Annotated in this window: 8 protein-coding genes; all 8 read left to right on the top strand. The window is 52.3% G+C overall.

Going from position 1 to position 14,046, the window contains the following annotated elements:
- Nucleotide 1: 1 nt before the first annotated feature.
- The 8 genes from rplA to fusA all read left to right on the top strand — a co-directional run bounded on the left by rplA (nucleotide 2) and on the right by fusA (nucleotide 14,004).
- A complete protein-coding gene (gene rplA / locus NAI64_RS07070) occupies nucleotides 2-697 on the top strand; it encodes a 50S ribosomal protein L1 (protein WP_269299113.1) in 696 nt (231 codons plus the stop codon).
- A gap of 245 nt (nucleotides 698-942) precedes the next feature.
- On the top strand, nucleotides 943-1,452 hold the full coding sequence (gene rplJ, locus NAI64_RS07065; protein ID WP_269299112.1) for a 50S ribosomal protein L10: 510 nt from the start codon (nucleotides 943-945) through the stop codon (nucleotides 1,450-1,452).
- An 85-nt stretch (nucleotides 1,453-1,537) separates the two neighbouring features.
- Nucleotides 1,538-1,918 carry a 50S ribosomal protein L7/L12 gene (gene rplL / locus NAI64_RS07060; protein WP_269299111.1) on the top strand — a complete coding sequence of 127 codons (381 nt, stop codon included), beginning with the start codon at nucleotides 1,538-1,540 and terminating at the stop codon, nucleotides 1,916-1,918.
- Between the two features lie 199 nt (nucleotides 1,919-2,117).
- Nucleotides 2,118-6,221, top strand: a complete 4,104-nt coding sequence (rpoB, locus tag NAI64_RS07055; protein ID WP_269299110.1) for a DNA-directed RNA polymerase subunit beta — start codon at nucleotides 2,118-2,120, stop codon at nucleotides 6,219-6,221.
- A 90-nt stretch (nucleotides 6,222-6,311) separates the two neighbouring features.
- Nucleotides 6,312-10,544 (top strand): DNA-directed RNA polymerase subunit beta', encoded by a 4,233-nt coding sequence (gene rpoC / locus NAI64_RS07050; RefSeq protein WP_269299109.1) that lies wholly within the window; start codon nucleotides 6,312-6,314, stop codon nucleotides 10,542-10,544.
- A gap of 278 nt (nucleotides 10,545-10,822) precedes the next feature.
- Entirely contained in the window at nucleotides 10,823-11,206 is a 384-nt protein-coding gene (gene rpsL / locus NAI64_RS07045) for a 30S ribosomal protein S12 (protein ID WP_269299108.1), read from the top strand.
- Between the two features lie 88 nt (nucleotides 11,207-11,294).
- A complete protein-coding gene (rpsG, locus tag NAI64_RS07040) occupies nucleotides 11,295-11,765 on the top strand; it encodes a 30S ribosomal protein S7 (RefSeq protein ID WP_269299105.1) in 471 nt (156 codons plus the stop codon).
- A gap of 133 nt (nucleotides 11,766-11,898) precedes the next feature.
- Entirely contained in the window at nucleotides 11,899-14,004 is a 2,106-nt protein-coding gene (gene fusA, locus NAI64_RS07035) for an elongation factor G (RefSeq protein ID WP_269299103.1), read from the top strand.
- Nucleotides 14,005-14,046: the final 42 nt, after the last annotated feature.

Below are 14,046 nucleotides of genomic sequence, written 5' to 3'. Positions count from 1 at the left end.
GATGGCAAAAGCATCCAAGAGAGTACGTGCCTTTCAGGAAAAGGTTGATCGCAGCAAACTGTATCCGGTAGATGAAGCGCTGGCACTGCTGAAAGAATTCGCAACGGCAAAATTCAATGAATCCATTGATGTCGCCGTTCAGCTGGGCGTCGATCCGAAGAAGTCCGATCAGGTCGTTCGTGGTTCCGTTGTGTTGCCAGCCGGTACTGGCAAGACGGTGCGCGTAGCCGTATTCGCTTCTGGTGAAAAGGCTGAACAGGCCAAGGCCGCAGGTGCCGATGTTGTCGGTATGGAAGATCTTGCCGCTCAGATCAAGGGTGGCGATATTCCGTTTGACGTCGTTATCGCATCTCCGGACACCATGCGTATTGTCGGTTCCCTGGGTCAGATTCTGGGTCCTCGCGGTCTGATGCCGAACCCGAAGGTCGGTACGGTTACGCCGGATGTCGCAACGGCAGTCAAGAACGCCAAGGCTGGTCAGGTTCAGTACAGAACCGATCGTGCAGGCATCATTCATGCGACAATCGGTCGCAAGTCGTTCTCCGATGCCGATCTGAAGACGAACCTGGTAGCGTTGATCGACGCGCTGAACAAGGCCAAACCGGTCAGCAGCAAGGGAACGTATATTCGCAAGGTTTCGCTGTCTTCCACGATGGGAGCCGGCGTCCGTGTGGATCAGGCATCGATCGCTGCCTGAGTGATATAATAATAGACCCGGTTTTTTCCGGGTAATGACTTTGGGCCATGCCGGGGTTACCCGGCATGGACAATCAAAGACCGCTGGGCAGTCCGGATGAAGTTTGCGGACTGTTAAAAGACAACCCAGCGTAGATGGTGAACCCAAACAGTTTTGCAGTTTCAGGGCGTATGCCTGTAGTGAACTCCTAACGTTGGACACCGTGTTCGAACCGATGCCCGGAAGACGGGTATCATTTTTGGAGGTTGACCGTGGGTCTCAATCTGAATGACAAAAAGGCCGTAGTTGCAGAAGTCAGTGCACAGATCGCTGAAGCACAGACGATTGTATTGGCCGAATATCGTGGTATCCAGGTTGGTGACATGACGCAACTGCGTGCCAAGGCACGTGAAAACGGCGTGTATATGCGTGTTCTGAAGAATACGCTGGCACGTCGTGCTGTAGAGGGAACGGCTTTTGCTGATCTTGCTCCTCAAATGACTGGTCCTTTGGTTTATTCCATTTCCAAGGATGCCGTTGCCGCCGCCAAAGTCGTACAGGACTTTGCAAAGCGCAATGAAGCACTGGTCATCAGGGGCGGCAGCTATGCCGGAAAGATGCTCGACAAAGCTGGTGTCGCTGCACTGGCCAGCATTCCGAGCCGTGAAGTTTTGCTCTCTCAGCTTATGGGCGTTATGTTGGCACCTGTTTCGGGCTTTGCTCGTGGGCTGGCTGCGCTGGCAAAGAAAAAAGAAGCGGAAGCAGAAGCGGCCTGATGGGCCTGTTTTGTGCGGATCATGTCCGTACTTGTCGCTCGCATGTACCGAATATTGTATTTAACAAAAAATTTAGGAGTTTTACATGGCAATTAGCAAAGAAGACATCCTGGAAGCCGTTGGCGCGATGTCCGTTATGGAACTGAATGACCTGGTCAAGGCATTCGAAGAAAAATTTGGCGTTTCTGCTGCCGCTATGGCTGTTGCTGGTCCTGCAGGCGGTGCTGCTGCAGGTGCTGCTGCTGCTGAAGAACAGACCGAATTCACCGTTGTTCTGTCCGAATTCGGTTCCAACAAGGTTGCAGTCATCAAGGCTGTTCGTGAAATCACCGGTCTGGGCCTGAAGGAAGCCAAGGATATGGTTGATTCCGCACCGAAGCCGGTCAAGGAAGGTGTCAGCAAGGCTGACGCAGAAGAAGCCAAGAAAAAACTGGAAGCAGCTGGCGCAAAAGTCGAAATCAAGTAATTTCGGTTTTGCCGACAGTTTTTGCAGTATTCGAGTCATTGCTGAATCGCCTGCATGGGCGATTCGGCTTTGACTTAATTGTGTTTCGTGAAATAGCTTGCTTAGCACGCTGGAATTGAAACTTGAGTTTTATGCGTCTGGTCCGGAGACCAGAGCACAAAACTGAATTTTCCATCCTTCAGCCACTCATGGAGTGTCCATGCACTACTCATTTACTGAGAAGAAGCGCATCCGCAAATCGTTTGCAAAGCGCGATAATGTTCACCAAGTTCCCTTTTTGCTGGCGACACAGCTTGAATCTTATGAAAAATTCCTGCAAGCCGATGTCCCTCCATTGAAACGCAAGAACGAAGGCTTGCAGTCTGCGTTTACGTCCATTTTTCCGATCGTCTCGCATAACGGTTTCGCGAGACTGGAGTTTATTTCCTATACATTGGGTGATCCGCCGTTCGATGTCAAGGAATGCCAGCAGCGAGGCCTGACTCTGGCGTCACCGTTGCGGGCAAAGGTTCGTCTGGTGATTCTGGACAAGGAATCGCCGACCAAACCTGTAGTCAAGGAAATGAAGGAACAGGAAGTCTATATGGGTGAATTGCCCCTGATGACTGCAACCGGTTCCTTTGTCATCAACGGTACGGAACGTGTCATCGTATCGCAGCTGCATCGTTCGCCGGGTGTCTTTTTCGAACATGACAAGGGCAAGACGCATTCATCCGGAAAACTGCTTTTTTCCGCACGAATCATTCCCTACCGCGGTTCATGGCTTGATTTCGAATTCGATCCGAAAGATATTCTGTTCTTCCGTATCGACCGCCGTCGCAAGATGCCAGTGACGATTCTGCTCAAGGCCATTGGCATGACATCTGAAGAAATTCTGGAAAATTTCTTCGTATTTGACGATTTCCTGCTGCGTCCACAGGGCGCTGAAATGGAATTCGTTCCATCGCGTATGCGTGGCGAAATCGCACGTTTCGATATTCTGGGCAAAGACGGCAAGGTACTGGTCGAAAAGGATAAACGTATCAATGCACGTCATATTCGTGATATCGAGGCGGCGGGTATCAAGCGGATTTCCGTGCCAGAAGATTTCCTGTACGGGCGTGCGCTGGCCAAAAATATCGTCGATCAGGATACCGGCGAGATCATCGCACGGGCCAATGATGAAATTACGGAAGATGTCATGAATCGCCTGCGTGAAGCAGGTGTTTCCGAAATCCAGACGTTGTATACGAATGATCTGGATCAGGGGGCTTATATTTCCCAGACTCTTCGCATGGACGAAACAGCCGATCAGATGGCCGCGAGAATCGCCATTTACCGCATGATGCGTCCTGGCGAACCGCCGACCGAAGAATCCGTTGAAGCGTTGTTCAATGGGCTGTTCTATAACGAGGAACGTTACGACTTGTCCGCAGTCGGCAGGATGAAGTTCAACAGCCGCGTCGGACGTGATGAGCTGACAGGGCCGATGACGTTGTCCAATGACGATATTCTGTCGGTCATCAAGATTTTGGTCGAATTGCGCAATGGTCGCGGTGAAATTGACGATATCGACCATCTTGGCAATCGGCGTGTCCGCTGTGTCGGCGAATTGGCTGAAAACCAGTTCCGTGCCGGTCTGGTCAGAGTGGAACGCGCTGTGAAGGAACGTCTGGGACAGGCTGAAACCGACAATCTGATGCCGCATGATCTGATCAATTCCAAACCGATTTCCGCAGCGATTCGCGAATTCTTCGGATCGTCGCAGTTGTCGCAGTTTATGGATCAGACCAATCCGCTGTCTGAAATTACACACAAGCGTCGTGTATCGGCACTTGGTCCTGGCGGTTTGACCCGCGAACGTGCAGGCTTTGAAGTGCGTGACGTGCATCCGACCCATTATGGCCGTGTCTGCCCGATCGAAACACCGGAAGGCCCGAATATCGGCCTGATCAATTCGCTGGCACTTTACGCGCGCCTGAATGAATACGGTTTTCTGGAAACTCCGTATCGCAAGGTCGTCGACAGTCATGTGACCGACCAGATCGAATATTTGTCCGCGATCGAGGAAGGTCGCTATATCATCGCGCAGGCAAACAGCAAGATCGAAAACGGGATGCTGGTGGATGAACTGGTTTCCGCTCGTGAGGCAGGTGAAACCATTCTGGTATCACCGGAACGTGTCCAGTACATGGATGTCGCTCCGGGTCAGATCGTCTCTGTCGCTGCATCGCTGATTCCGTTCCTTGAACATGATGACGCTAACCGTGCATTGATGGGAGCCAACATGCAGCGTCAGGCCGTTCCGTGTCTGAGGCCACAGAAAGCGCTGGTTGGTACCGGTATCGAACGGACGGTAGCGGTGGACTCCGGCACGACTGTTCAGGCGGTCAGAGGTGGTGTGGTTGATTATATTGATGCAGGCCGTGTCGTCGTTCGTGTCAACGATGAGGAAGCCAAGGCTGGTGAAGTCGGTGTCGATATTTACAATCTGATCAAATATACCCGTTCCAACCAGAATACGAACATCAACCAGCGTCCGATCGTCAAGGTCGGCGACCGTATCGCCAAGGGGGATGTGATCGCGGATGGTGCATCGACGGATCTGGGTGAACTGGCACTCGGCCAGAATCTGCTGGTTGCGTTTACGCCATGGAACGGTCTTAACTATGAAGACTCGATCCTGATTTCCGAAAAGGTTGTCGAGGATGACCGTTATACGTCAATCCATATCGAGGAACTCTCGGTTGTGGCACGTGACACGAAGCTGGGACCTGAAGAAATCACTCGCGATATTTCCAATCTGGCGGAAAACCAGCTTGCCCGTCTGGATGAGTCCGGTATCGTCTATATCGGTGCGGAAGTCGAGGCAGGTGACGTGTTGGTGGGCAAGGTGACGCCGCGTGGCGAAACCCAGTTGACGCCGGAAGAAAAATTGCTGCGTGCGATTTTCGGTGAAAAGGCATCGGATGTGAAAGATACGTCGTTGCGTGTTCCGTCCGGCATGGTCGGTACCGTTATCGACGTTCAGGTTTTCACGCGTGAAGGTCTGGTTCGCGACAAACGTGCCCAGCAGATTATCGATGACGAACTGAAACGCTATCGTATCGATCTGAACGACCAGATGCGTATTGTGGAAGGGGATGCATTCCAGCGTTTGAGCAAGCTTCTGATCGGCAAGAAAGTCAACGGCGGTCCGAAGAAACTGGCTCGCGGTGCTGAAATCACGCAGGAATATTTGTCGGATCTGGAAAGATACCACTGGTTCGATATCCGTCCTGCCGACGAAGAAACCGCCAATGCGCTGGAAGCGATCAAGGATTCGATCGAGGAAAAACGTCACCAGTTCGATCTGGCGTTTGAAGAAAAACGCAAGAAGCTGACGCAGGGTGATGAATTGCAGCCCGGCGTGCAGAAGATGGTCAAGGTTTATCTGGCGGTCAAACGTCGTTTGCAGCCCGGCGACAAGATGGCAGGTCGTCACGGCAACAAGGGCGTTGTCTCGAAGATCGTCCCGATCGAGGATATGCCGTATATGGCCGACGGTACGCCGGCCGATATCGTGTTGAATCCGTTGGGCGTTCCTTCACGTATGAATATCGGTCAGATTCTGGAAACCCATTTGGGTTGGGCATCGAAAGGTCTGGGGCTGCGTATCGGTGAAATGCTTCAGGCCAAACGTAAAGTCGAAGATATCCGCGCGTTCCTCAAAGAGATTTATCTGAGCAGCGGCAAGCCGGAAGATCTGGATAGCCTGACGGAAGCGGAAGTGCTGACGCTGGCGGAAAACCTGAAGGATGGTGTGCCGTTTGCTACGCCGGTTTTCGATGGCGCCGATGAAGAAGAAATCCGCCGTATGCTGGATCTGGCCTATCCGGACGATATTGCCAAGAAACTGGGCATGACGGAAATGAAGAACCAGGTTACCCTGTATGACGGCCGTACCGGTGAACCGTTCGAACGTCCGGTGACGGTCGGATACAAGCATATGCTGAAATTGCACCATCTGGTCGATGACAAGATGCATGCACGTTCGACAGGTCCGTATTCGCTGGTTACACAGCAGCCGTTGGGCGGCAAGGCGCAATTCGGCGGCCAGCGTTTCGGCGAAATGGAAGTCTGGGCACTGGAAGCCTATGGTGCATCGTATGTATTGCAGGAAATGCTGACGGTGAAATCCGACGATGTTGCAGGCCGGACGAAAGTTTATGAAAATCTGGTCAAGGGGGATCACGTCATCGACGCAGGTATGCCTGAATCCTTCAATGTGCTCGTGAAGGAAATCCGTTCCCTGGGTATCGATATCGATCTGGAACGTAACTAGGCAAGCGAGTTGACGACCGGACAGGGCGCCTGGCCACCTTGTCCGGTACAGAATTTTTGGCCGCAGTTCTCACCCAATTGGAGTGAAAAGATGAAAGCACTGCTCGATCTATTCAAGCAAGTTCAGCAAGATGAACAATTCGATGCCATCAAGATTGGTCTGGCATCCCCTGAAAAAATCAGATCCTGGTCTTATGGTGAAGTCAAGAAACCGGAAACGATCAATTACCGTACATTCAAGCCGGAACGTGACGGCCTGTTCTGCGCGAAGATTTTCGGGCCTATCAAGGATTACGAATGTCTGTGCGGCAAGTACAAGCGTCTGAAACACCGTGGTGTGATTTGCGAAAAATGCGGTGTCGAAGTAACGCTGGCGAAAGTCCGCCGTGAACGGATGGGTCATATCGAACTGGCTTCGCCGGCGGCACATATCTGGTTTCTGAAATCCCTGCCGTCGCGTCTGGGTATGGTGCTCGATATGACGTTGCGCGATATCGAACGTGTCTTGTATTTCGAAGCCTATGTCGTTACCGATCCGGGCATGACGCCGCTCAAGAAATGCCAGATCATGTCAGAAGATGATTATGCGGCAAAATATGAGGAATACGGTGACGAATTTTCCGCCTCCATGGGCGCTGAAGGTATTCGTGAGCTGTTGCGTTCGATCGATATCGACCGTGAAGCGGAATTGCTGCGCAATGAACTCAAGGATTCCAAGTCGGAAGCCAAAATCAAGAAGTACGCAAAACGTCTGAAAGTGCTCGAAGCTTTCCAGCGTTCCGGAATCAAGCCGGAATGGATGATTATGGAAGTGCTGCCAGTGTTGCCGCCGGAATTGCGTCCGCTGGTGCCGCTGGACGGTGGTCGTTTCGCGACTTCCGATCTGAACGATCTGTATCGCCGTGTCATCAACCGCAATAATCGTCTGAAACGTCTGCTGGAATTGCGTGCTCCGGAAATCATCACCCGCAATGAAAAACGTATGCTTCAGGAAGCGGTCGATTCATTGCTGGATAACGGTCGTCGCGGCAAGGCCATGACCGGCGCGAACAAGCGTCCGTTGAAATCCCTTGCAGAAATGATCAAGGGCAAGGGTGGGCGTTTCCGTCAGAACTTGCTGGGCAAGCGTGTCGACTATTCCGGCCGTTCCGTCATTACCGTCGGTCCACAGCTGAAACTGCACCAGTGTGGTTTGCCGAAGTTGATGGCGCTGGAATTGTTCAAGCCGTTCATTTTCAACAGACTTGAACTGATGGGGTTGGCCACGACTATCAAGGCCGCCAAACGTCTGGTCGAACTTCAGGAACCGGTCGTCTGGGATATTCTCGAGGAAGTCATCCGTGAACATCCGGTGATGCTCAACCGTGCACCGACGTTGCACCGTCTGGGTATTCAGGCTTTCGAACCGGTATTGATCGAAGGTAAGGCCATCCAGCTGCATCCGCTGGTTTGTGCAGCGTTCAACGCTGACTTCGACGGTGACCAGATGGCGGTACACGTTCCGTTGTCGATCGAGGCACAGCTCGAAGCGCGTACCCTGATGTTGTCTTCGAACAATATTCTGTTCCCGTCCAACGGCGAACCATCCATCGTGCCGTCCCAGGATATGGTGCTGGGGTTGTACTATGCAACGCGCGAAAAGATCAACGGCAAGGGCGAAGGCATGATGTTCGCCGATATCGCCGAAGTCCAGCGAGCCTATGACAACAAGGAAGTCGAACTGGCGACGCGTATCACGGTTCGACTGCCGGATTATGTCAAGGATCCGATTTCCGGTGAAACCGTCAAGAAAGTGGTTCGTTATGAAACGACGGTCGGCCGTGCGTTGCTTTCGGAAATCCTGCCGGAAGGTCTGCCGTTCTCCGTACTGAATACGCCGCTGAAGAAAAAGGAAATTTCGCGCCTTATCAATACGTCGTTCAGAAAATGCGGTTTGCGTGCGACCGTCGTGTTCGCAGATCATCTGATGCAGTCGGGCTTCAAGCTGGCGACCCGTGCCGGTATTTCCATCTGTATCAACGACATGCTGGTACCGAAACAGAAAACCGAACTGATTTCCACGGCCGAACAGGAAGTCAAACAGATCGAACAGCAATATGCTTCCGGTCTGGTTACGTCCGGTGAACGTTACAACAAGGTGGTCGATATCTGGGGCAAGACCGGTGACAGCGTCGGCAAGGCCATGATGGATCAGCTGAAAGTGGAAGAAGTCGTCAAACGTGATGGTACGGTCGGTACGCAGGAATCCTTCAATTCCATTTACATGATGGCAGACTCCGGCGCACGTGGTTCTGCCGCTCAGATCCGTCAGCTGGCCGGTATGCGCGGTCTGATGGCGAAACCGGATGGCTCGATTATCGAAACGCCGATTACGGCCAACTTCCGTGAAGGTTTGAACGTATTGCAGTACTTCATTTCCACGCATGGCGCCCGCAAGGGTCTGGCAGATACGGCACTGAAGACGGCAAACTCCGGTTATCTGACCCGTCGTCTGGTTGATGTGACACAGGATCTGGTCGTTATCGAAGACGATTGCGGTACGCATGAAGGCGTTGTCATGAAGGCGCTGATTGAAGGCGGTGAAGTCGTCGAAACACTGGGTGATCGTATTCTGGGCCGTGTTTGCGCGAACGACATCATCAATCCGGAATCGCGCGAAGTGCTTTACGAAGCCGGTACGCTGCTTGACGAAGACAAGATCGAGGAAATCGAACGTCTGGGTATCGATGAAGTCAAGGTTCGTACACCGCTGACTTGCGAAACCCGTTACGGCATGTGCGCAAAATGCTATGGTCGCGATCTGGGACGCGGTACGCTGGTCAACGCGGGCGAAGCCGTCGGTGTGATCGCCGCACAATCCATCGGTGAACCTGGAACACAGCTGACGATGCGTACTTTCCACATCGGTGGCGCTGCATCGCGTTCCGCTGTGGCTTCCAGTGTCGAGGCACGTTCCAACGGTACCATTCACTTTACTTCGGCCATGCGTTATGTCACCAACGACAAGGGTGACCAGATCGTGATTTCCCGTTCCGGTGAAATCACCATTGCAGACGATGTCGGTCGTGAACGTGAACGTCATAAGGTGCCGTATGGCGCAACCCTGCTGGTCAACGATGGTTTGCCGGTCAAGGCTGGCAAGGTACTGGCTACCTGGGACCCGATGACCCGTCCGATCATTACGGAATATGCCGGTACGATCCGCTTTGAAAATGTGGAAGAAGGGGTGACTGTCGCCCGTCAGGTCGATGAAGTGACCGGTTTGTCCACGCTGGTGGTTATCGATCCGAAGCGTCGTGGTACGTCGACCCGCTCGGCACGCCCGCAGGTCAAATTGCTCAATGATAACGGCGAGGAAGTCAAGATCGCCGGTACGGAACATGCCGTGACGATCAGCTTCCAGGTCGGCGCGCTGCTGATGGTTCAGGATGGCCAGAAAGTTTCTGTCGGTGAAGTGCTTGCACGTATTCCGACGGAATCGCAGAAGACGCGTGACATTACCGGTGGTCTGCCGCGTGTCGCGGAACTGTTCGAAGCCCGTTCTCCGAAGGATGCCGGTATGCTGGCGGAAGTGACGGGTACAGTTGCGTTCGGCAAGGAAACCAAGGGTAAACAGCGTCTTGAAATCACCGACATGGATGGCAATCGTCATGAATTCCTGATCGGCAAGGACAAGCAGGTTCTGGTTCATGATGGTCAGGTCGTCAACAAGGGCGAAATGATCGTCGATGGGCCGGCCGATCCTCAGGATATTTTGCGCTTGCTGGGTATCGAGGCACTTGCCCGCTATATCGTCGATGAAGTACAGGACGTTTATCGCCTGCAGGGTGTGAAGATCAACGACAAGCATATCGAAGTCATCGTTCGCCAGATGCTGCGTCGTGTGAATGTGGTCGATGCCGGTGATACCTGCTACATTCCGGGTGAACAGGTCGAACGTTCGGAATTGCTGGACGAAAACGATCGCGTCATCGCGGAAGGCAAACGTCCGGCAACTTATGAAAATGTCTTGCTGGGTATTACCAAGGCATCCTTGTCGACAGATTCGTTCATCTCGGCAGCGTCCTTCCAGGAAACGACTCGTGTTCTGACGGAAGCCGCTATCATGGGCAAGAAGGATTCCCTGAGAGGCCTGAAGGAAAATGTGATCGTTGGTCGACTGATTCCTGCCGGTACCGGTCTGGCAATGCATCGTGCGCGCAAGCAAAAAGCGATCTGGGAACAGGAAGAGCGCGCAGCTTTGCAGCGTGCCGAACAGTTGCAGCATGAGCAGCAACAGAGTGTTCACGATGTCGTCAGCGAAAACCCTGAGCAGGAGTCCTGAAGTTGAACGGGGGCATGTCGTGAAATAGCGGCATGCCTATTTGAGACAACAAGAGCAGTGCCTGTTGTTTTTGGCGTGGTCAGACGGTGTATGTCGTTGAAGTAATTGACTTTGCCAAGGAGACAGTTTAGAATCCGCAGTCTTTGGTGCGCTTGGATAATGATCGTTCTGATCGTTTTTCCGGTGGCACAACCTGTGGTGATAGTTTTTCCATGGAGTCCCCGGCCATTGTGGATGGTCGGGATTTTTCTGTAATTTTACTTAGTTGGATTAAATCGATGCCAACCATCAATCAATTGATTCGCCAACCACGTGTGACTGTCAAGGCAAAAAGCAAGTCGCCTGCGTTGGAAAACTGTCCGCAAAAGCGTGGCGTATGTACCCGTGTTTATACGACAACCCCGAAAAAACCTAACTCTGCATTGAGAAAGGTTGCCAAGGTCAGACTGACCAATGGTTTTGAAGTCATTTCCTATATCGGCGGTGAAGGTCACAATCTGCAGGAACACAGTGTTGTCCTGCTGCGTGGCGGTCGTGTCAAGGACTTGCCTGGTGTCCGTTACCATATGGTTCGTGGCTCTCTCGATACGCAGGGTGTCAAGGATCGTAAACAGGCTCGTTCCAAATACGGTGCAAAACGCGCCAAAGCGGCAAGTAAATAATCTGGGTCGGTCGTGTGATCGAGTAAGTGGTGTGTCATGATGGTCACCGTGAGTGCTTGCACTCAGCTGAAGAAAGAAAGGAAAAGAAATGCCTCGTCGTCGTGAAGTACCGAAACGCGAGATTCTGCCGGATCCGAAGTTCGGCAATGTGGATGTTGCAAAATTCGTGAATGTGCTGATGCTTTCGGGCAAGAAGTCGGTCGCTGAAAACATCATTTATGGTGCATTCGAAATCATCGAAGGTAAATCCGGAAAAGATCCTCTGGAAATTTTCATGCAGGCGGTCAATAACTGCAAACCGCTGGTCGAAGTCAAGTCCCGTCGTGTCGGCGGTGCCAATTATCAGGTTCCTGTTGAAGTGCGTCCGGTTCGTCGTATGGCACTGGCGATGCGCTGGTTGCGTGAAGCGGCTACCAAACGCAGTGAAAAATCCATGCCGCAGCGTCTGGCTGGTGAGCTGATGGAAGCTGCAGAAGGTCGCGGCGGTGCCATGAGAAAACGTGACGAAGTTCATCGGATGGCAGAAGCCAACAAGGCTTTCTCGCATTTCCGCTTCTAGTTCGAGAATGAGAGGGTGGCTGTCAAATGACGTTTGTTCAGGCGGCTGCCCGTGGAAAATATCAGGCAGGCCGGGCGCATTTGCAGAAAAAATGCAGCTCGGTTTTGTTTATTAAAAAGTTTTAGGAAAGATTATGGCTCGCAAGACACCGATCGAACGTTATCGTAACATTGGTATTTCTGCACATATTGATGCAGGCAAGACGACGACGACTGAACGTATTCTTTTTTATACCGGCGTGAACCACAAGCTGGGTGAAGTTCATGACGGCGCCGCAACCATGGACTGGATGGAACAGGAACAGGAACGCGGTATTACCATTACTTCTGCTGCGACGACCTGCTTCTGGAACGGCATGGCCAACAATTTCCAGAACCATCGTATCAACATCATTGATACCCCGGGCCACGTTGACTTCACGATCGAAGTGGAACGTTCCATGCGCGTGCTGGATGGTGCCTGTATGGTTTATTGCGCTGTCGGCGGCGTTCAGCCGCAGTCCGAAACCGTTTGGCGTCAGGCCAACAAATACAAGGTGCCGCGTCTGGCATTCGTCAACAAGATGGACCGTACCGGTGCGAATTTCTTCAAGGTTTATGACCAGATGCGTTCGCGTCTGAAAGCCAATCCGGTACCGTTGCAGATTCCTATCGGCGCAGAAGACAGTTTTGAAGGCGTTGTCGATCTGATCAAGATGAAAGGGATTTACTGGGATGATGCTTCCCAGGGTACCAAGTTCGAATATCGTGATGTACCAGCCGAACTGATGGATCAGGCCAAGGAATGGCGTGAAAAACTGGTTGAAGTCGCCGCCGAATCCAGTGAAGAACTGATGGACAAGTATCTGGGCGAAGGCGATTTGCCGGAGGAAGATATCAAGAAGGCATTGCGCCAGAGAACCATTGCCGGCGAAATTGTTCCGATGATGTGTGGATCCGCATTCAAGAACAAGGGCGTTCAGGCCATGCTGGATGCTGTTGTCGAATACCTCCCGTCTCCGGTCGATATTCCTGCGGTCGAAGGTACGGACGAAAATGACAATATCGTTACCCGCAAGGCTGCCGACGATGAAAAATTCGCTGCACTGGCATTCAAGATCATGACGGACCCGTTTGTCGGACAGCTGATTTTCTTCCGCGTTTATTCAGGTGTGGTCAAATCCGGCGATACGGTTCTCAATCCGATCAAGAACAAGAAAGAAAGAATCGGTCGTCTGTTGCAGATGCACGCCAACCAGCGTGAAGAAATCAAGGAAGTGATGGCGGGCGATATCGCTGCAGCCGTCGGTCTGAAAGAAGCGACAACCGGTGAAACACTGTGTGATCCGAGCGCACCGATCACCCTTGAAAAGATGGAATTCCCGGAACCGGTTATTTCCGAAGCGGTAGAACCGAAGACCAAGCAGGATCAGGAAAAAATGGCTCTGGCACTGAACCGTCTGGCTCAGGAAGACCCGTCCTTCCGTGTCTATACAGACGAAGAATCCGGTCAGACCATTATTGCCGGTATGGGCGAATTGCACCTGGATATTATCGTTGACCGTATGCGCCGTGAATTCGGCGTCGAAGCAACGATCGGCAAACCACAGGTTGCATATCGTGAAACCATTCGCAAGTCTTGTGAAGAAAGTGAAGGCAAGTTCGTCAAACAGTCCGGCGGCCGTGGTCAGTATGGTCACGTTGTGCTGAAGATCGAACCGCAGGAACCTGGCAAGGGCTTCGAATTCGTCGATGCGATCAAGGGTGGTGTTGTTCCGCGTGAATTCATTCCGGCAGTTGAAAAGGGTATTCGCGATTCCCTGAATTCCGGCGTGATGGCCGGCTATCCGGTGGTTGACGTCAAGGTTACGTTGTTCTTCGGTTCCTACCACGATGTCGACTCGAACGAAAACGCCTTCCGTATGGCAGGTTCCATGGCATTCAAGGAAGGTTGTCGCAAGGCTGATCCTGTCATCCTCGAACCGATGATGGCGGTCGAAGTCGAAACGCCAGAAGATTATGCCGGTACGGTTATGGGTGACCTGTCTTCCCGTCGCGGCATGGTTCAGGGTATGGAAGATATGGCCGGCGGTGGCGGCAAGGTCATCAAGGCCGAAGTTCCGCTGTCCGAAATGTTCGGTTATGCAACTGCGCTGCGTTCTGCAACACAGGGCCGTGCAACCTATACGATGGAATTCAAGCACTACGCTGAAGCACCGAAAAATATTATCGAAGCAATTGTCAGCTCGCGCGCAAAATGATTTAATTGCCTGTTGAGCTAAATATTTAATAAATCGTTCTTT

The sequence above is a fragment of the Oxalobacter paeniformigenes genome (genome assembly GCF_027158465.1).
Taxonomy (GTDB): Bacteria; Pseudomonadota; Gammaproteobacteria; order Burkholderiales; family Burkholderiaceae_D; genus Oxalobacter; species Oxalobacter paeniformigenes.
This window is presented reverse-complemented; position numbering and strand designations above follow the sequence as displayed.

What these genes read in the sequence shown, in the direction of transcription:
- rplA (WP_269299113.1), top strand. Translation starts at nt 2, where the DNA reads ATGGCAAAAGCATCCAAGAGAGTACGTGCCTTTCAGGAAAAGGTTGAT.
- rplL (WP_269299111.1), top strand. Translation starts at nt 1,538, where the DNA reads ATGGCAATTAGCAAAGAAGACATCCTGGAAGCCGTTGGCGCGATGTCC.
- rpoB (WP_269299110.1), top strand. Translation starts at nt 2,118, where the DNA reads ATGCACTACTCATTTACTGAGAAGAAGCGCATCCGCAAATCGTTTGCA.
- rpoC (WP_269299109.1), top strand. Translation starts at nt 6,312, where the DNA reads ATGAAAGCACTGCTCGATCTATTCAAGCAAGTTCAGCAAGATGAACAA.
- rpsL (WP_269299108.1), top strand. Translation starts at nt 10,823, where the DNA reads ATGCCAACCATCAATCAATTGATTCGCCAACCACGTGTGACTGTCAAG.
- rpsG (WP_269299105.1), top strand. Translation starts at nt 11,295, where the DNA reads ATGCCTCGTCGTCGTGAAGTACCGAAACGCGAGATTCTGCCGGATCCG.
- fusA (WP_269299103.1), top strand. Translation starts at nt 11,899, where the DNA reads ATGGCTCGCAAGACACCGATCGAACGTTATCGTAACATTGGTATTTCT.